At 62.6% G+C, this 18706-nt stretch carries 19 protein-coding genes; 12 read left to right on the top strand and 7 right to left on the bottom strand.

The features are described 5' to 3' along the window. The first annotated feature begins 109 nt into the window (after positions 1-109). Together OVA07_RS05015 and OVA07_RS05010 are read left to right on the top strand one after the other, a co-directional pair. Positions 110-307 (top strand): YdcH family protein, encoded by a 198-nt coding sequence (locus OVA07_RS05015; RefSeq protein WP_268170374.1) that lies wholly within the window; start codon positions 110-112, stop codon positions 305-307. A 139-nt stretch (positions 308-446) separates the two neighbouring features. Then, positions 447-938 carry a DUF1465 family protein gene (locus OVA07_RS05010; RefSeq protein WP_268170373.1) on the top strand — a complete coding sequence of 164 codons (492 nt, stop codon included), beginning with the start codon at positions 447-449 and terminating at the stop codon, positions 936-938. Here the strand turns inward: OVA07_RS05010 and glpK are convergent. After that, complete coding sequence (glpK, locus tag OVA07_RS05005; protein WP_268170372.1) at positions 935-2407, bottom strand: glycerol kinase GlpK; 1473 nt, start codon at positions 2405-2407, stop codon at positions 935-937. The genes OVA07_RS05010 and glpK overlap by 4 nt on opposite strands. Next, the gene (locus OVA07_RS05000) at positions 2404-3873 is read right to left on the bottom strand and encodes a glycerol-3-phosphate dehydrogenase (RefSeq protein ID WP_268170371.1); all 1470 of its coding nucleotides are present in this window, start codon (positions 3871-3873) and stop codon (positions 2404-2406) included. Before OVA07_RS05000 ends, glpK begins: the two co-directional genes overlap by 4 nt. Positions 3874-3957: 84 nt before the next feature. On the opposite strand from OVA07_RS05000, the gene OVA07_RS04995 reads away from it, so the two are divergent. The 3 genes from OVA07_RS04995 to nadA all read left to right on the top strand — a co-directional run bounded on the left by OVA07_RS04995 (position 3958) and on the right by nadA (position 6594). Beyond that, on the top strand, positions 3958-4872 hold the full coding sequence (locus OVA07_RS04995) for an MBL fold metallo-hydrolase (RefSeq protein ID WP_442789663.1): 915 nt from the start codon (positions 3958-3960) through the stop codon (positions 4870-4872). After that, the gene (locus OVA07_RS04990; protein ID WP_268170369.1) at positions 4854-5507 is read left to right on the top strand and encodes a DUF4230 domain-containing protein; all 654 of its coding nucleotides are present in this window, start codon (positions 4854-4856) and stop codon (positions 5505-5507) included. Before OVA07_RS04995 ends, OVA07_RS04990 begins: the two co-directional genes overlap by 19 nt. Before the next feature lie 88 nt (positions 5508-5595). Beyond that, entirely contained in the window at positions 5596-6594 is a 999-nt protein-coding gene (gene nadA / locus OVA07_RS04985) for a quinolinate synthase NadA (RefSeq protein WP_268170368.1), read from the top strand. Here the strand turns inward: nadA and OVA07_RS04980 are convergent. Then, positions 6591-7436 (bottom strand): DMT family transporter, encoded by an 846-nt coding sequence (locus OVA07_RS04980; RefSeq protein WP_326493102.1) that lies wholly within the window; start codon positions 7434-7436, stop codon positions 6591-6593. The two genes, nadA and OVA07_RS04980, sit on opposite strands and share 4 nt — an antisense overlap. Before the next feature lie 118 nt (positions 7437-7554). Between OVA07_RS04980 and OVA07_RS04975 the strand changes: the two genes are divergently transcribed. Both OVA07_RS04975 and OVA07_RS04970 read left to right on the top strand, forming a co-directional pair. Then, positions 7555-8661 carry an alkene reductase gene (locus OVA07_RS04975; RefSeq protein ID WP_268170366.1) on the top strand — a complete coding sequence of 369 codons (1107 nt, stop codon included), beginning with the start codon at positions 7555-7557 and terminating at the stop codon, positions 8659-8661. Positions 8662-8682: 21 nt separating this feature from the next. Beyond that, complete coding sequence (locus OVA07_RS04970; RefSeq protein ID WP_268170365.1) at positions 8683-9564, top strand: HpcH/HpaI aldolase/citrate lyase family protein; 882 nt, start codon at positions 8683-8685, stop codon at positions 9562-9564. Here the strand turns inward: OVA07_RS04970 and OVA07_RS04965 are convergent. After that, positions 9547-9837 carry a hypothetical protein gene (locus OVA07_RS04965; protein WP_268170364.1) on the bottom strand — a complete coding sequence of 97 codons (291 nt, stop codon included), beginning with the start codon at positions 9835-9837 and terminating at the stop codon, positions 9547-9549. The two genes, OVA07_RS04970 and OVA07_RS04965, sit on opposite strands and share 18 nt — an antisense overlap. Further along, positions 9834-10502: a lipoyl(octanoyl) transferase LipB gene (lipB, locus tag OVA07_RS04960; protein WP_268170363.1), complete on the bottom strand. Its 669-nt coding sequence runs from the start codon at positions 10500-10502 to the stop codon at positions 9834-9836. The genes OVA07_RS04965 and lipB overlap by 4 nt, the downstream gene beginning before the upstream one ends. Before the next feature lie 104 nt (positions 10503-10606). On the opposite strand from lipB, the gene OVA07_RS04955 reads away from it, so the two are divergent. Continuing rightward, the gene (locus OVA07_RS04955; RefSeq protein ID WP_268170362.1) at positions 10607-11428 is read left to right on the top strand and encodes a hypothetical protein; all 822 of its coding nucleotides are present in this window, start codon (positions 10607-10609) and stop codon (positions 11426-11428) included. Between the two features lie 18 nt (positions 11429-11446). Here the strand turns inward: OVA07_RS04955 and OVA07_RS04950 are convergent, their stop codons facing one another. Continuing rightward, positions 11447-12073, bottom strand: coding sequence for a class I SAM-dependent methyltransferase (locus tag OVA07_RS04950; RefSeq protein WP_268170361.1), 627 nt, complete (start codon positions 12071-12073; stop codon positions 11447-11449). Between the two features lie 142 nt (positions 12074-12215). Between OVA07_RS04950 and OVA07_RS04945 the strand changes: the two genes are divergently transcribed. Further along, positions 12216-13562, top strand: coding sequence for an MFS transporter (locus OVA07_RS04945; RefSeq protein ID WP_268170360.1), 1347 nt, complete (start codon positions 12216-12218; stop codon positions 13560-13562). 67 nt (positions 13563-13629) lie between these two features. Further along, positions 13630-15132 carry a lipopolysaccharide biosynthesis protein gene (locus tag OVA07_RS04940; protein WP_268170359.1) on the top strand — a complete coding sequence of 501 codons (1503 nt, stop codon included), beginning with the start codon at positions 13630-13632 and terminating at the stop codon, positions 15130-15132. On the opposite strand, the gene OVA07_RS04935 is transcribed toward OVA07_RS04940, so the two are convergent. Next, entirely contained in the window at positions 15125-16090 is a 966-nt protein-coding gene (locus OVA07_RS04935; RefSeq protein WP_268170358.1) for a CDP-alcohol phosphatidyltransferase family protein, read from the bottom strand. The two genes, OVA07_RS04940 and OVA07_RS04935, sit on opposite strands and share 8 nt — an antisense overlap. A 294-nt stretch (positions 16091-16384) precedes the next feature. On the opposite strand from OVA07_RS04935, the gene OVA07_RS04930 reads away from it, so the two are divergent. Both OVA07_RS04930 and OVA07_RS04925 read left to right on the top strand, forming a co-directional pair. Then, positions 16385-17467, top strand: a complete 1083-nt coding sequence (locus tag OVA07_RS04930) for a CDP-alcohol phosphatidyltransferase family protein (RefSeq protein WP_268170357.1) — start codon at positions 16385-16387, stop codon at positions 17465-17467. A gap of 95 nt (positions 17468-17562) precedes the next feature. Then, complete coding sequence (locus OVA07_RS04925; protein WP_268170356.1) at positions 17563-18663, top strand: inositol-3-phosphate synthase; 1101 nt, start codon at positions 17563-17565, stop codon at positions 18661-18663. Positions 18664-18706: the final 43 nt, after the last annotated feature.

The following is an 18706-nucleotide window of genomic DNA, read 5'->3' as shown; positions in this document are numbered from 1 at the left end:
ACATTCGCCGTATCTTGCAAGCCAAACCGCGCCGGGTCGGCAGCGCTACGGGATCAGCCGTAGGCCGCAGGCAAGCACCGGGTTACCGCGAACTGGAGTTGGGCGTACAGTGACCGAAGAGGAAATGCGCAAACGGCTTGAAGCGTTTCGCCTTGAACACCGCGATCTTGACGCAGCGATCGATGCGTTGACCGCGGGCGGCGTGCGCGATCAGTTGCAGATTGCCCGACTGAAAAAGCGCAAGCTGCTGTTGAAAGACCAGATTTCGATGATTGAGGACTATCTAATTCCCGACATTATCGCCTGATCGACTGCAGAAATGCGCGGGCAATCTCCGCTGTCACCGCATCGCAACATGTCCCGTTAAGAAACGTCCGCGAATTGGACAGGGCATGGCCCGGAACGGGTGTTGGCGTGGAGTTCCCGGCGGACTATGCGCTTGTGCCATGGCCCTTACGCCCAGCCTCAACCCGCGCATCGTCGAAGCGCTCTATGCCGAAGCGCTTGATCTGGCCGATACCGTGCGTCTGCGGTTTGAACGGCTGCGCGGTGAATTTGGACAGGGCCTGCCTGCCGCCGATGGCGAAGATTTGCGCCGGGTGCAGATATCGTGCGAGGCGCTACGCACCACAACGCGCGTAATGCATTGCCTGGCGTGGCTGCTGAATCACCGCGCCCACTTTGCAGGCGAACTGTCCGAGGTGCAATTGCGCCGGCACGGACGGCTGATCGCCAATTTTCCCGCCAGCGAAGCCGATGTGGTGGACGATTTACCCGATGACGTGCAGCATCTGGTGCATGAAAGCGAGCGGCTGTATCAGCGCATCCAGCGGCTTGAAAATGCCTGGCGCGCCCATGCGATCAGCGAAGGCAGCGCGGTACGCAAACTGCGTGAACGCCTTGCCCGCGCCGTTGGCGATACGTCGAGCGCGGCCTAGACCTTACCCAAAGCCAGCTTCCACCGTGCAATCCGGGCATCCCGGACGCTTTGCGGCATTTGCGGTTCAAACCGGGTAAGCGGGCCGCGCATGGCTGTGGCGGCTTCATCCAGCGATGCAAACCAGCCCGATGCGGTGGCGGCCAGCATGCCAGCGCCCAGCGCTGTCGTTTCCACCATGGCGGGGCGTTCCACCGGCAAATCCAGCAGGTCGGCCAGATCCTGCGCCATCCAGTCGTTGCTGCTCATCCCGCCATCGATCCTGAGCGTGGACCATGGCGCACGGTCGGCGGCAAAAGCCGCCATCAGGTCGTGCGTTTGGTGGGCCATCGCTTCTAGCGCGGCGCGGGCAATGTGGGCGCGCGTGGTGGCAAAGGTCATGCCCGATAGCGCCGCCGTGGCATCGGGCCGCCAGTGCGGCGCGCCAAGGCCGGACAGCGCGGGCACCAGCACCACGCCACCGCTGTCAGGCACCGAAGACGCCAATGCGGCGGTTTCATCCGCCGAAGCGATAAGCCCCATACTATCCCGCAGCCATTTGATAAGGCTGCCCGCAACAAAGACCGATCCTTCCAGCGCATAGCTGCGCCGTCCGGCCTGTTGCATCAGCACCGTGCCCAGCAGGCGATGGCCCGAACGCGGCACTGCATCGCCCATGGTCGCCAGCACGAATGCGCCGGTACCATAAGTCGCCTTCACCTGTCCGGCGGCAAGACACCCCTGCCCGATCGTTGCGGCTTGCTGATCCCCGGCAAGGCCGCGCACCGGAATGCCCACACCCAGCCATTCAGGCAGGGCCGTTCCAAATTCGCCAAGACTGTCGACCACCTGCGGCAGCGCAGCACGCGGCACGCCGAAAAGGGCCAGCAGATCATCGTCCCAATCCGCGCCGTCCAGCGCCAGCAGCAGCGTGCGGCTGGCGTTGCTGGCGTCGGTGACATGGGCCGAACCGCCGGTCAGCTTCCACACCAGCCATGATTCCACGGTGCCCAGAGCCAGCCGCCCTTCGCGCGCGGCCTGTGCAGCGGCAGGTTCGTCATCCAGCAGCCAGCGCATCTTGGTGCCGGAGAAATAGGGATCGAGCAGCAGACCAGTGTGCGCCTGCACCAGCGGCTCGGCCCCTTCTGACCGCAGTTTTTCACACAAGGGCGCGGTGCGACGGTCCTGCCACACGATAGCGCGGGCAAGCGGTTCGCCGCCAATGCGATCCCATGCGACCACAGTTTCGCGCTGGTTGGTGACGCCGATGGACGCAATACGCTCCGCCCCCACCTGCCCCGCCGCTTGGCGCATACAGGCCAGCGTCGCCGTCCAGATTTCCGCCGCGTCATGCTCTACCCGCCCCGGTTCAGGATAGAATTGCGCAAATTCGCGCTGGCTGACCGCATGACAACGCCCCGTTCGGTCAAACAACAGCGCGCGGGTGGATGTGGTGCCCGCATCGATTACCAGCACAAGATCGCCGGTCATGTGTCGCGCTCCCCCATTGCCGCCTTCAAAGCGGCTTTTTCTTCGGCGCTGAACCACAGGCCAAGCTTTGAGCGCCGCCACAGCACATCATCAGCCGTCATCGCCCATTCGCGGCCCATCAGGTGGTCAAGTTCGGCATCGGTAAAGCCCTGCCCGAAATGGCGGCCCATATCGGCCCGGACAAATCCCAGTGCTTCGGTGCCATAGGCGCGGGCAAGCCGGTGCGCGGTGGGGCGCGAAAGGTGCTGTGCCTGCGCCAGAATTTCGTGCTCCAGCGGGGCAAGATTATCCGCTTCGTCCAGCCCATCGGGGGTAAAATCCCCGCCGGGAAGCGGCGCGCTGGCGGTCCATCCGGCATTGTCGGTTATGCCAAGCCGTTCCAGCGCGGCTTCGGCAAGGGTGCGATGCGTGGTGATCTTACCGCCCAGCACCGACAGCAGCGGCGCGGAATGGTGGTCCGGCCCCCGGTCCAGTTCGAACCTGTATCCGCGCGTCGCGGCCTCAGGTTTGCCTGAACCGTCATCGGCCAGAAGCCGCACCCCTGCATACGTCCACACCACGTCCTGCCGGGTCACCTGCCGCCGGAAATAGCCGTTGGCGGCGGCCAGCAGATATTCGATCTCGGCCTCGCTGGCCTGCGGTGGATCAGCATCTGCGCCTTCTTCGCTGTCCGTCGTGCCGATCAGGGTGAAAGCATATTGCCAGGGGATGGCAAAGCAGATGCGACCATCAGGCAATTGCAGGAACAGGGCGCGCGGATCATCGTGCAGGCGCGGCACGACGATGTGCGATCCGCGCACCTTGCGCAGCAGGCCCGGCAACGGGGAATGCGCCGCATCCATCACCTGCCCCACCTGTGGCCCCGCAGCGTTCACCGTCATCGCGGCATGGAACACCTCGCCCCCCGCATCGATCCGCCACAAATGCCCTTCGCGCCCCATTCGGGTAACCGGACAACGGGTGCGCACTTCGGCCCCGCGATCTGTCGCGTCGCGCGCCAGCAACACCACAAGCCGGGCATCATCCACCCAGCAGTCGGAATATTCATACCCCCGCGCAATCTGCGCTTGCAGGCCCATGCGTCCCTTCAGCGGCACCCGCGCGGTGGCAGGCAAAGTCTTGCGCCCGCCTATGCGGTCATACAGCCAAAGCCCAGTGCGCAGCATCCACCACGGACGGCCTTCGGGCACGATGGGCAGCACGAAACGCATTGGCCAGACAATGTGCGGGGCCTGCCGCCACAGGATTTCGCGTTCGTGCAGGGCTTCGGACACCAACGCAAATTCACGATGTTCCAGATAGCGCAGGCCGCCATGAATCAGCTTGGTCGAGGCAGACGACGTGCCCTGCGCCAGATCGCCGCGTTCCAGCAGCAGAACGGAAAGGCCGCGCCCGGCCGCATCGCGTGCAATGGCAGCGCCATTCACGCCACCGCCGATCACCGCGAGATCGTATGGGGTTTCCATCGCGCGTATCCTGATACGGCAGCCGCCATTACGCAAGGTTGCATGAACCCTATGCAATCCCCATAGCATGAAGCCATGGCCCAGATGCCCCCCATACCCGACAGCGAAAGCTGGCCCACCGGACTTTCCGAACAGCTTGAACCGCTGGTGCGCCGCGTTCTTGCACCCAATCCATCGCCCTATACCTTTACCGGCACACAGACTTACATCGTGGGCGCGGGTACCGAAGTGGCTGTGATCGACCCCGGCCCAAACGATACCGGGGTTTCAGGGCATGCCGATACCAATGGCGAAGGGCATGTTGACGCCATTCTGAAAGCGGTGGGCGATGCCAAAATCGTCGCCATCGTCTGCACCCACACCCACCGCGACCACAGTCCCGCCTCGCGCCCGCTGAAGGCGGTAACTGGTGCGCCGATCATCGGATGTGCGCCGCTGGCCATGGATGATGATGGCCCGCGCGCCGACACCGCCTTCGATGCCGACTATGCGCCCGACCGCGTGCTGACCGATGGCGAGCGGATTTCGGCGGATGGTTGGACACTGGAAGCCGTGGCCACGCCGGGACACACCAGCAATCACCTGTGCTTTTCGCTTGTCGAAAGCGGCGCGCTGTTCACCGGCGATCATGTGATGGGCTGGTCGACATCGGTGGTGTCTCCGCCCGATGGCGACATGGCCGCCTATATGCAAAGCCTGCAAAAGCTGCACGACCGCGAAGACCGCGTGCTTTACCCCGCGCACGGCCCGCAGATCGACAATCCGCGCCAATTGGTGCGGGGTATGCTGGGCCATCGTCGCCAGCGCGAACGGCAGATCCTGCGCGTGCTGGAAGACGACGGGCCACATGCAATCCCGGAATTTGTTGGCGCGATGTACAAAGGCCTCGACCCCCGGCTTAACGGCGCGGCAGGCCGTTCGGTGCTGGCGCATCTGATTGATCTGGAACGGCAAGGCCGTGTGCGGGTTGAGGATGAACGATGGATGATACACGCCTGAACACTTCGCCCGTTGCGCCTCGGCATGAAAGCTCGCTGGCGCGTGTTTCCATGCTTCCTTGGGGCCTGTTTCTGCTGGCGCTGGCAGCAACTGCCTTTCTTGGTTGGAAGCTTTGGCAACCCGAAGACATTGGCGATCCGTTGACGACCAGTCTTGTCGCCTTTGAAAAGCAGGACAAACTGACCGTGTTTAGTGCGGAACTCGCCCCCGTCGTATCCAGCAATGATTCGCGCATGTTCGGGCTGGTCAATGCCAAACAGGTGGCGGTCATCCCGGCGCGGGTGGAATATACCATCGATCTGGCAAAGGTTGGGCGCAACAGGCTTGCGTGGAACGCAGCGGAGCAGACGCTGGCCGTGCGCCTTCCGCCTTTGACCGTGAGCCGCCCCAATCTGGACGAAGCGCGAGCGCAGTATCTGCGGGATGGCATCTGGATCAGTCGAGAAGCCCAAGACAAGCTCACGCGCGACAACACCAGGCTGGCTGAAGCGCAAGCGGTGAAGCAGGCTGCAAACCCGGTGCTGATGAACCTTGCGCGACAAGCAGCAAAGGAAGCCATTGCGCAGAACCTTTCCATTCCACTGCAAGTGGCAGGATATGGCAAAGCCAAAGTCACGGTGACGTTTGACCAGTGAGTTTGATGCGCAGGGTATTGCCGCCGCCTGATCGCGCGCTTAAGTCCGCCTGCATCCGGCACGGCCTGCCGGGAATAAGGATTTCGCGATGACTGCCCAGCCCACGAATCTTTCCGGTATCGACCTGCGCGCCGAGATCGAACGCCTGCGTAAAGAGCGCAATGCGGTGATCCTTGCGCATTACTACCAGCGCCCGGAAATTCAGGATCTGGCCGACTTCGTGGGTGACAGCCTTGAACTGTCGCGCAAGGCGGCAGCGACCGATGCCGACGTCATCGCGTTTTGCGGCGTGAAGTTCATGGCCGATACTGCCAAGATCCTGTCGCCCAACAAGATCGTGGTCCTGCCCGATCTCGACGCTGGGTGCAGCCTTGAGGATTCGTGCCCGCCGGACAAGTTCAAGGCGTTCCGCGAAGCCCACCCTGACCATATCGCGCTGACCTATATCAACTGCTCGACCGAGGTTAAGGCGCTTTCGGACGTGATCGTCACGTCATCCAGCGCAGAAACCATCCTTGCGCAGATTCCGCCGGAACAGAAGATCATCTTCGGCCCCGACCGCCACCTTGGCGGCTATCTGAATCGCAAGTTCGGGCGCGACATGCTGTTGTGGCCGGGCGTGTGCATCGTGCATGAAGCGTTCAGCGAAACCGAACTGCTCAAGCTGAAAGCGCAGCACCCGAACGCACCGGTGGCAGGCCACCCGGAATGCCCGCCGCACATCATCGATCATTGCGATTACGTGGGGTCGACCAGCGGTATCTTGCAATATGCCAAGACGATCACCGGCGACACGCTGATCGTGGCGACCGAGCCGCACATCATCCACCAGATGAAACTGGCGATGCCGGGCAAGACCTTCATCGGTGCGCCCGGTGCGGACGGCAACTGCAACTGCAACATCTGCCCCTACATGGCGCTCAACACCATGGAAAAGCTTTACCTTTCGCTACGCGACCTGACCCCGCGTATTGAAATGGATGAGGAGCTTCGCCTTGCCGCGAAGAAAAGCCTCGACCGTATGCTCGACATGGCCAGTGGCACCGTGGGCATGGGCGATCTGGGCGCCAAGCCTTTCGGCGCTTAAACCTTGTTTTCGCCGGCGCGTGCCAGAACCAACGCGCCGGCAACAAGCCCCATGCCCACAGCATCGGCTAGCGCCAGCACTTCTCCGAACGACAGCCAGCCCACCACTACCGAAATGGCGGGCTGGGTCAGCAGGACAAGGCCGATCACGAGTGGCGGAAAGTGCCCCAGCGAATAGACCAGCAGCCCCTGCCCCACGATCTGACTGGCCAGCATCAACCCGATCAGCGGCCACCAGTTTTGCGGCATCACCGGTTCGCCCATGGCAAGCGCGGTGAACAGCAGCACCGGGCAGCCCGCCACGCTGGACCAGAACAGCAGGCTCCACGAGCCGAACCGGTCGCGCAGTCGCTGTACCAGCAGGATATAGACCACGTAGAACAACCCGGCGAGGATGCAGAACAGATCGCCCGCCAGCGTGCGGGCATCGATCTCCATCGACCGGCCCAGCAACAATCCTGCCCCACCCAGCGCCATGGCAACGGCGGCGTATTCGCGCAAATGCGGGCGGCGATGCAGCGCGACAAGACCCCACACCATCAGGATCAGGCTGCCTGAATTGCCGAACAGGGTGGCATTAGCCAGCCTGGTGCGTTCAATGCCGATGTGCCAGCTTGCCAGATCCAGCGCGAAGACCACGCCCGCCGCAATGATGATCCACCAGTCGGCACGAGCATAGCCGCGCATCGGCTCACGCTTGTACCGCCCCAGCAGCCATAGCAGCGGCAAGGCCAGCGTCAGCCGCCACAGCCCTGCGGATACCGGGCCGCTATCGGCAAGGCGCACGAACCACGGTCCCATTGCCAGCGCAACATTCCCTGTCAACAAAGCAAGGAAATGCATTGGCCTGGGCCGAAATGACAAGGCAGCGTCACTTGAATTCGTCATGGGCGCTGCTTAATCCAGTTGCAAAGCGAAACCGAGGTGTTTCGCCGATGTTCCCCAAGGAGGATCTCCTAGCATGCATGAACCGCTGTTCCAGCCCGTTCGCTTTGGTGCAATCGAAGCCCCCAATCGCATTGTCATGGCCCCGTTGACCCGTGGCCGTGCCACTGCCGAAGGCGTGCCCACCCCGATCATGATCGATTATTACCGCCAGCGCGCCAGCGCAGGGCTGATTATCTCGGAAGCCACCGGCATCAGCCGTGAAGGTCTGGGCTGGCCGAGCGCGCCGGGCATCTGGAATGATGAACAGGTGGCCGCGTGGAAGCCGGTGACGCAAGCGGTGCATGAAGCCGGCGGCCGCATCGTGCTGCAACTTTGGCACATGGGCCGTATCGTCCACCCCTATTTCCTGGGCGGAGAGCCGCCAGTTTCGGCATCGGCCACGCGCGCGCCGGGCCACGCCCATACGCCCGAAGGCACCAAGGATTTCGAAACCGCACGTCCGCTGCGGCTGGACGAGATGCCGCGCCTGCTGGACGATTACACCCGCGCTGCGGAAAACGCGAAAGCCGCCGGGTTTGATGGCGTGCAGCTTCACGCCGCCAATGGCTATCTGATCGACCAGTTCCTGCGTGATGGCACCAACTTGCGCGATGACGATTACGGCGGCACCCCGCAGAACCGGGTGCGCCTGTTGCGCGAAGTGACCGAACGCCTGATCGCGGTATGGGGCAAGGAGCGCGTGTCTGTACGCCTTTCACCCAACGGTGATTCGCAAGGCACTGATGACAGCAACCCTGCCGCTACCTTTGGCGAAGCGGCGCGGGTGCTGCAGGAACTGGGCATCAGCTTCCTTGAACTGCGCCAGCCGGGACCGGAAGGCACCTTCGGCAATACCGATGTGCCGCAGCAGGATGCGCTCATCCGGTCGATCTATAAAGGCCCGCTCGTGCTCAACAGCGATTACACCCCTGAAGCGGCCGCTGCGGATGTGGCGTCGGGCCGTGCCGATGCGATCAGCTTTGGCCGCCCGTTCATCTCCAACCCTGATCTGGTGGAACGCATTGCCCAAGGCGCGCACCTGAACCCGAACAAGGGGGTTCCGCAAACGTGGTATTTCCCCGGCGAGGCGGGCTATACCGATTATCCGACATTGGCTGAAGAGGCAGCCGCGGTCGAATAAACAGAAACGGAGAGATGCCGCATGCCGCCCAGATCATGGCTTTTCATTCCCGGTGACAGCGAAAAGAAGCTGGGAAAGGCCCTGACCACGGGCGCGCATGCGGTAATTATCGACCTTGAAGATGCTGTGGCACTGTCCGCCAAACCGCAGGCGCGCGCCCTGAGCCGCGAATGGCTTTGCGCGCGCCGGGTGGAAAACGCAGACAACGGCCAGCCTGCATTATGGGTGCGGATCAACGCCTTCGACACCGGGCTTTGGCAGGATGATCTGGCCACTGTCATGTCCGGCGCACCTGCTGGTATCATGCTGCCCAAAAGCGAAGGACCGGATCAGGTCGCCGAACTTTCGCAGGCGCTGGATCTGCTTGAACAGGAACACGGCATTGCGCCCGGCGCCACCCGCATCCTGCCCTTGGTCAGCGAAACAGCGCGATCGGCGCTGACCATTCCCGCCTATGCTGCCGCCACGCTGCCCCGCCTTGCCGGGCTGACATGGGGTGCAGAAGACCTGTCTGCCGCACTGAGCGCAACGCGCAAGCGTGATGCAGGCGGGTTGTGGACTGACACGTTTCGCATGGTGCGCGCGCAATGCCTGCTGACGGCGCACGCCTGCAACGTCTGGCCGGTGGACACACTGCACGACGATTTCCGCGACGAAGATGGCATGCGCCGCGCCGCCGAAAATGCGCGGGCAGACGGATTTGCAGGCATGCTGGCGATCCACCCGGCGCAAGTGCCGATCATCAATTCAGCGTTCGCACCGACCGAGGCAGAACTGGCCGAAGCGCAGGCCATTGTCGCACTGTTTGCAGGAACTCCCGATGCAGGTACGCTGCAATACCAAGGCCGCATGGTAGACCAGCCACACTTGCGAATGGCGCGGCAGTTACTCGGTCTGGGCTGATGCTGCGGGTGCTTGCACCGGGGCGGCGGGCGCAGCCTCTTCTTCTTCAACTTCAGCCGCCGTGCTGTCAGCAGATTCGGCAGCTTTCGTCGCGGTCGGTTTGACCGGGGCCAGCGGTGGCGACGCGGTGGAGGTATCCAGATCGATCATATCATCGCTGATCGAACCGGGCAGCACTTCGCCGCCCGCAGCCGTTGCCGTGCCTTCATCGGCCTTTTGCCCGCAAGCGGCGGTGGCAATGCAAAGCGCAAGGGCAAAGTGACGTAGCTTCATGCAGACTCCGGCGGGCAAGCGGTATCAAGTTTGGCAAGGAAGCTGCCGAAATGGGCCAGCAGCGCCTCGTCCCACTGGGCGGGTGTAACATCGCGGCCCAGCGCGGCAAGGCTCGTGACGCCAAATTCCTCGATCCCGCAAGGCACGATGCCACCGAAATGCGCAAGATCAGGCGACAGGTTGACCGAGAAACCATGCATGGTCACCCAGCGGCGAATGCGCACGCCAATCGCGCCGATCTTCGCTTCGCGCCCGTCCGCACCGTGGGTCCAGATGCCCACGCGCCCTTCGGCCCGCCATGCCTCCACCCCGAAATCAGCCAGAGTATCGATCACCCAGCCTTCCAGCGCGTGAACGAATCCGCGCACATCCCGCGCCCGCTTGCGCAAATCAAGCAGGACATACCCGATGCGCTGGCCCGGACCGTGATAGGTGTAACGACCGCCGCGCCCGGCTTCGACCACTTCGAAGCGCGGGTCGAGCAGTTCGTCAGGCGAAGCGCTGGTCCCCGCGGTGTAAACCGGCGGATGCTCCAACAACCATACCAGTTCACGCGCACCGCCATCGGCAATCGCGGAATTGCGCAGGGCCATCGCATCCAGCGCCTGCCGATAAGGCACTTGGGTCTGCTCGCGCAGGATCTCGATGCTGTCGCTTTCGGCCATGGCATCCGCATGGCGCGCGCCGTGGCCGCTGGCAAGAGGGCGCGATTATCAGGCGCCACCATCGGCGTTCGACAGACCGGGGTATGCGCTGCTAGGAAGCGCGGATGATGCCTCGCCTCGACAGCAGCCTTGCCTGGAAAACAGCCACTCGACTGGTCGCCACCAACCGCGACATGCTGATGGCGATTGCGGGTGTGTTCTTCCTGTTGCCGGGCCTTGCCTTCGCGGTATTCGTGCCCGAGCCGCAGATGGCACCGGGCACCCCGCCGGGCGAAATGATGGAAATCATCGCTGATACCTGGACCGCATCGATGCCACTGCTGATCCTTGTCACGCTGCTGCAGATGGCGGGCACGGTAAGCATGCTGGTGGTAATGACCGATCCGGCCCGGCCCACGGTGGGGCAGGCGATCCGCCGTGGCTTCATGGCGCTGGGACCATATGTTCTGGCACAGATCATGGTTGGCGGCGCGCTGGGCATGGCCTTCCTGTTGCTGGTCAGCGCAGCGGCATTGACCGGGGTTCAGGCGCTTGCCGCGTTCGTGGTCATCGCCGCGTTCGTCGCCATGGTATGGGGCAGCCTGCGCATGGCGCTGGTCGCCCCGGTCCTGGCGATAGAAGCGCAGCGCAACCCGCTGCAGGCGCTTCGACGGTCATGGCAGTTGACTGAAGGCAATTCGGGCCGCCTGCTGGGCTTTTTCGTACTGGCAGGTCTGCTGTTCGCCGTCGTCTATGGACTGGCGATGATGCTGGTGGGCGTAGTGCTGGTGCTAACCACCGATGGCAGCGTGCAGCATGTTCTGACCGCCGCTGTATCCAGCGCGCTGACATCAGGCGCGCTGGTCTATTTCGTGGCGATGCTGGCAGCGGTCTATCGCCAGTTGGCAGGTGAACCGCGCGACGAAGTTATGGGCGTCTTCGAATAAGGAAACGGCAGCCCAAGCCTATTCCTTCCAGCCCCAGCTAATCACGCAAGGCGGCACGTTGACCGGTTCATAGCCCTTGTCGATATGCCGGAAGAACTGGCCCATCAAATCACGCGCGCGGGCGGTGTATTGATAGACAAGAAACGCGCCACCGGGGCGCAGGACGCGGTGGGTTGCCCCCATGATCGCCGGGCCGACGCCTTCAGGCAGCGTGGAGAACGGCAGGCCCGAAAGCACGTAATCGGCATTTTCAAAGCCGTGGGTGCGGACGATCTCTTCGACATCGGTTGCCGAACCGTGAACCGCGATAAAGCGGCTGTCACCAATGGTCCGGGTCAGATATTCGATGAAATCAGGGTTCGTGTCGATCACGATCAGCCGGGCATCGCGGCGCATTTTTTCCAGAACCGGGCGGCAGAACGTGCCCACGCCGGGACCGTATTCCACGAAAAGGCGGCATTCGTCCCAGTTCACCTTGGACAAAACACGTTCAATCGTGCGGCCCGATGACGGCACGATGGCACCGACCATGGCCGGGTGTTTCAGAAAGCCTTTGAAGAAGATACCGGCTGGGCCGAGCATCCGTTCTGCCTTGCGTTTGGCCCGTTGAAACAAAGGCTCACGCGCCGCCTGGGTCGATGTCATTGCAGGAACAGATCCTCTGCCGGTCAAGCTTGCCATGGCGGTCGCAAATTTGTCACGCCATTGCAAGCGCCCTGCCATCGGCTTACCCATCCCGGATGAACCAGTGGTGGACAACGATGGGCCACATATTGGGAGAACCACGATGACCGAAAGCCCGATTCGCCTGCCAAAAGAACGCATGGCGCTGCTGTTTGCGGTCATGCTGGTGACGGCGGCGGGCAACACCGCAATGCAATCGGTCATGCCTTCCATCGGCACGAGGCTGGGCATTGCCGATGTCTGGGTCAGCCTTGCCTATTCGTGGTCGGCGCTGTTGTGGGTCATCATGGCGCCATTCTGGGCCCGCCGGTCTGACCGGCGGGGGCGCAAGGCGATGATGGCGCTGGGCATCATAGGCTTCATCCTGTCATTCACTTTCTGCGGGGCAGTCCTCCATTTCGGATTGGATGGTTGGTTTGGCGCGGTACTGACGATGAGCCTGTTTGCCATGGCACGGTCATTCTACGGCCTCTTCGGCTCAGCCGCCCCGCCTGCCGTGCAGGCCTATGTCGCCAGCCGGACCGACAGGACGGAGCGCACCAAGGCACTTTCGATGGTGGCCTCCAGCTTTGGCCTTGGCACGGTGCTTGGCCCGGCGCTGGCCCCGCTGATGATTCTGCCGGGGCTGGGTCTGGTGGGGCCATTCGCGGTCTTTGCGCTGGTCGGCGTGATCGTGCTGGTACTGTTGCGCACCCGCCTGCCCGATGACGATCCGCGCTTTGCCGCGCGGGGTGAAGTTATGTCGGCCCCGTTCAGCGCATCGTCCAACCCGCGCATCGTCGAAGAAAATCCCGATGCCTCGCCCGATGAACTGCCTGAAGCCGAACCGCAGCATGACGGAGCGGACAGGTTGCGCTGGTCCGACCGCAGGATTCGTCCATGGCTGATCGCAGGGCTGATCGGCGGCCATTCGCAGGCGATGCTGCTGGGCATTATCGGATTCCTGTTGCTTGACCGGCTTGGCCTGCGAGGCGATCCCAATGCCGGTGCAGGGCCGGTGGGGCTGGTGCTGATGTCGGGTGCCATTGCCACGCTGCTGGCGCAGTGGGGCCTTATCCCGATGCTGGGCCTTGGGCCGCGCACATCGACCCTTTGGGGCATGAGCCTGGCTGCTGTCGGCATCATACCGGTGGCGCTGGGGCAAGATCTGCACACTATCGCGCTTGGCTTTGCCGTCGCTTCGGTTGGCTTCGGGCTGTTCCGACCCGGCTTCACATCGGGAGCAAGCCTTGCCGTGTCTCCGCGCGAACAGGGGCAGTCTGCCGGCATCATCGCGGCGGTCAACGGAGCAGCATATATCACCGCGCCCGCCATCGGGGTGTGGTTCTACAACCATTCGCAATGGCTGGCATGGGGGGTGATGGAAGTGCTGGCGCTTTCGGTCGTGGTGCTGTGCCTTGTAGTTGTGGACAAGGACGAAGACACCGCAGGGACAAGGCCGCGCCGTTAGGCACGCCTCCCCGCACGCTTCGCAAACGCGCTTGCCAAGCCGCATTTTCCGGGCCAATCGGCGCACCATGTCGCCGCACAGCACTCCCCAGAAGGTCATTGCACGCGGCGTCGGATCAAACGCCTTCAGTTTCGTAATCCGTTTCGCCGCACGCGCCTCGTTCCTTTATGTCGGGGCGCGGCTTTATGGCGCGGTAAACTATGGCGTGTTCACCATGGCCAGCGCCATGGTCGAACTGGCGGTGCCGGTGGCCAGCCTGGGGCTGAAGCGCATGATCTTCCCCTGGCTGGAGGAAGAAGCGCACGGCGATGCGCCCCGCCCCGCCACACATGTCCTGCTGGATGCTCTGCTGCTGGCCGCGATTGCCGGAATTGGCGTGGCACTGCTGCTGATCGCGGCGACTCAGCTTCTGCCTTCGGCCATGGTATCTGACCAGTTGCGGATGGCCTTTCTCCTGCTGGCGCCGGCCGTGCTGGGACAGGTGGCAGGCGATATCGCGCTGGCCGCCACGCGCTGGACGCATAAGATGCGCTACGAAGTGATCGCGCGCGGCATTGTCGAACCTTATGTCCTCACCGGTGTCGCGTTGATCGCATGGTATGCCGGGATGGGCGAAACCGGCATGTTGTTGGGCTATTGGGCAGGCTCCATCGCGCTGGCAGGATTTTCGCTATGGAGCGCGCGGCATTGTCTGGGTTCGCTGCAATTGCGGCGCTGGCGCCCGCAGGCCACCGTGCTGATGCAACGCGCACGATCGTTGATTCCCGCCAGCGGCAGCGATTTCCTCACCAATCTTGCCCAGCGCATCGACCTGTATCTTGTCGGCTTCTTGCTGGGCGATGCAGCGGTGGGCGTCTATGGCGTGCTGCGCCAGTTGCGCACACCTATTCTGCAAGTGCGGCAGGCCTTTGACGGCATCCTGACCCCGCTGACCGCACGCACCATGAAGTCCGACGGCGATGTGACCACGGGCGAGGCAACGGCGGCAGCAACCCGCCTGATCCTGACCATCCAGCTGGGCATCGTGCTGCTGATGGCAGCGGCGGGCGATTCCTTGCTCGACCTGTTCGGCGCGCATTATGCCACTGGCTATTCCGCACTACTGGCCATGGTTCTTGCCGAAACGATCAACGGCGCGTTCGGCGTGTCGGAACTGATCCTGTATTTCCGCCGCCCGACCGTGGCCTTGCAGGTGAACCTGATCCTGATCGTGATTGCGGCCATCGCCATTCCGCTGCTCACGCCACAATACGGCATTCTCGGCGCGTCAGTGGCGATGCTGGTGGCAGCGATCGTTGCAGCCATCGTGCGCCGCCACTGGCTGGCGGGCCTTGGTGTGCGCCGCCCGCTGTTTCACGCCGCCGCACCCGCACTTGCCGCCGGTATTGCCGTGCTGATCGGCGCCTATGCCGGATGGATATTACGGATGAGCCTGCTGCAAGGTGCACCTGCAGGCGTGTTGAAAGCAACCCCGCCGCTGCTGGCGCTGGTTGTCTATGTCGGCTTCGTCATGGCTTGGCGAAAGGCGCGCCCCGGCGTGCTTTCGCTGGATCGTTACCGCGTCAGCTAAGCGCTGCTGCGGATGGAACCCCGCCATCAATCCTGCCCGCAGTAGCAATGGCAGCCTTGTTGTGCAGCCGCACCGACACGGCGAGCAACACGTTCAGCACCACTGCCTGATAGAAGAAATACCACACCGGACTGCCCGCAATCATCGCCAACCCCAGCACGATTGCACGCGGATTGGGACCAAGCAGCTTGAGGAAGTTGAGCAGGGGGCGCTGTTCACGCGCCACTTCGGCCCGAATCGAATCAAGGCCCACGGCATCGCCCCGCGCCATGGCATCAGCCACGGCCGTATCGATCAGGCGCGCATGCGGCGTCATCCCGGCGGCCAGCCGCAGATATGCCTGCGCCACAGGTTCAAACAGGCGGGCAACGAAGCCCTTGTCCTGAAACGGCCCCGCGCCATTATTACGCGCATTGTTCAGCCATGGGACGCCATAGGTCCAATACTGGTAGAACCGACGCTGCACTTCGACATGGTTGGACTGCACGATGTGCGATGCCCCTGCGGCCAGCGTCCACGCCCAGGCCGGACCCGAACCGATCTGCCGCGTCAGAACAAAGGCCAGCAGCACGTAAAGCACGATATGGCTGACATAATCACAGATGCCGTCGACCATTTCGCCAATCGGGCTTGATTTGCCGGTAAGCCGTGCAAGATCGCCATCGGCACCGTCGACCACATGCCAGCTCATGTGCAGTGCCATGCCCAGCATCGCGCCCAGCGGCCAGCCCAGCATCCATGTGCCGCCGGTCGAATCCATGTTGAAATAGACAACGCCCGCCGCAACGACCAGCAGGCCGCCCAGAACCGAAACCATGTTCGGCGTGATCGGTGTGTGCGCAAGACCTTTGGCCAACCGCCATGCCAGCGGATGGTAGAGGTGGAAATTCAGGCCATCCTGCATTTCGCGCGGGCGCTTGGGGCGCTTTGCGTCCCTGGCGTCTGCGGACCTCGTCATTTTGCGCACTCCTCATCGGTCATGGCTTGGCGACCGTCCCTCACGGCTATATAAATCCGCCGTCCGGGTAAACAGGGTGGGGACATAAGTTTGCACCGGAACCGTGTTCGGCACTGGAATTGCGCCCGACACCACATAGATAGGGGCGAATTTCCCGGGGGCGGCAAAACATGGGGCGTCGTTTTGCTCCTGGACACAAGGTGATCGGTCATTTCCACATCGGGCCTAATCGTATTTTCCGCTGGTCGGGATGCAGACCAGCTGGTTGCCGGCATTCCTGCTGTGGCGCGCGTCGTGCGCGAAGCGAGGCTTGCCGGGCTGGTATCGTGTCAGGTCAGCGGCGGTGCAGACTGGCAACCCAGCGCGTCAACCCGCGAAGAGGCCGCACGCCTTGGCGGATCTATGCCGGTGCTGTTTGCACCATTTATCGCCAGTGATTACGCAATACATCCCCGCGTGGCCGTGATCCGGGGCGATGCGCTTCCCGGCGCACAGGCGATTGCCGACGCCGTAGCAGGGCATAATGAACCGTTCGACGGAATCGAAATCGCCAGCGGGCATGGCATCGAAGAAGCCGTTGACCGCGCCGTTGCCGCCGGGCGCTATGCCGCAGGGCGGCTTCAGGCAGCTGGCCGCTCGATTCTGCGCAGCACCGCCAAACCCACCGACGGTATCGTATCACGCCATATCAACCGCCCGATATCGCAGGCGATATCATCGGTTATGCTGCGCATTCCCGGTTTCCGGCCAGTCCACGCCACCATTGGTACCGCATTAATCGCCCTAGCAATGTTTGCATGCCTGCTGTTCGGGGGGGAATGGGGACTCGTGGCAGGCGCGTTGCTGTTTCAGGCTGCCTCCATCTTTGACGGTGTGGATGGCGAGGTTTCGCGGGCCACATGGCGCACTTCTCTGGAAGGCGCGCGGATGGACAGCCTGATCGACGCGGCAACGAATCTTGCCTTTCTGGGCGGAGTCGCGCTCAACCTGCAAATGCAGGGACGCATTTTTGCTGCAAGTCTGGGCTACACAGGGCTTGCACTTCTCGCTATCGGGCTACTTCTGATCGGACGAGCAGCGGCGCGCAGTAATGCTCCGTTCAGCTTCGATCTTGTCAAGGAGCACTATCGGGCCAAGGGTGCGGCAAAAAGCCGGTCTGTCGGCAATGATGGGGCCAATGATGCCCAGTCACCGCAGATCGTGCAGTCGCAGATCATGCAGTGGCTCACATTCATGACCAGCCGGGATTTTTTCGCGCTGGTCTTCGCACTATTGATCGCATTGGGGCTTGCAGCGCAGGTTCTGGCCCTTTTTGCGATCGCTGCGGCGGGGTGGCTGGTAGCAGTCATTCTCGCTCTCGTGCCTAAGCAAGCTTGACGAGGGGGATTCTTCTTGCTTTTGGCGCGCGATTTAGAAATGAGGCTTAATCGTTACAGCCGCCCCTGGGCGCCTGTGTGAAGGGATCTGAATTCATGAAGCCAATCAAGGTCGCCGTGATCGGCGTGGGCAACTGCGCTAGCTCGCTGGTGCAGGGGGTTGCCTACTATCGCAACAACAACTCGTCGCAAGGCCTGATCCATGACCGGATCGGTGGCTATGGTGCGGGTGACGTGGATTTCGTGCTCGGCGTTGACGTCGATGCGCGCAAGGTCGGCAAAGACATCGCAGAAGCGATCTTCGCCGCGCCGAACAACACCGCCGTGTTCCAGCCCAACGTGCCGCAGACCGGTGCCAAGGTTATCATGGGTCGCGTGTCGGACGGCGTTGCACCGCACATGACCACGGTTGGCGACAAGGGCTTCATCGTTTCCGATGCTGCCGAAGCCACCCAGGCCGACATCGTCAAGGCTCTCAAGGACTCTGGCGCGGAAGTTCTCCTCAACTTCCTCCCCGTAGGTTCGCAGCAGGCCACTGAATTCTACATGGAATGTGCGCTTGAAGCCGGCGTTGCCGTCGTCAACTGCATGCCCGTGTTCATCGCTTCGACCCCGGAATGGGAAGCGAAGTTCCGCGAAAAGCGCATCCCGATCGTGGGTGACGACATCAAGGCACAGGTTGGCGCCACCATCGTCCACCGCGTCCTGTCGAGCCTGTTCGCGGCTCGCGGCGTCAATGTTGAGCGCACCTACCAGCTCAACACCGGCGGCAACACCGATTTCATGAACATGCTCGACCGTCAGCGTCTGGGCAGCAAGAAGGAATCGAAGACCGAAGCCGTGCAGGCAATGCTTGCCCAGCGCCTGGATGATGAAAACATCCACGTCGGTCCTTCGGACTATGTTCCTTGGCAGAAGGACAACAAGCTGTGCTTCCTCCGTCTGGAAGGCCAGCAGTGGGGCAACGTGCCCATGAACCTCGAACTTCGCCTTTCGGTTGAAGACAGCCCCAACTCGGCGGCTTGCGTCATGGACGCGATCCGTTGCTGCAAGGTTGCGCTTGACCGTGGTGAGGGCGGTGCGCTGATCGGCCCATCGGCCTACTTCTGCAAGCACCCGCCGCAGCAGTTCAACGACGACGTCGCAGCTCAGATGGTCGAGGAATATGCCTCGGTCGAAAAGCTGGCCGCTGAATAAGCGACCTGCCTGACTGATGGAAAATGGCCGACCGGGCAGATGT

This window comes from Novosphingobium sp. SL115, assembly GCF_026672515.1.
Classification (GTDB): domain Bacteria; phylum Pseudomonadota; class Alphaproteobacteria; order Sphingomonadales; family Sphingomonadaceae; genus Novosphingobium.
The sequence above is the reverse complement of the archived record's forward strand: the minus strand, read 5'-3'. Positions and strand labels throughout refer to the sequence as shown.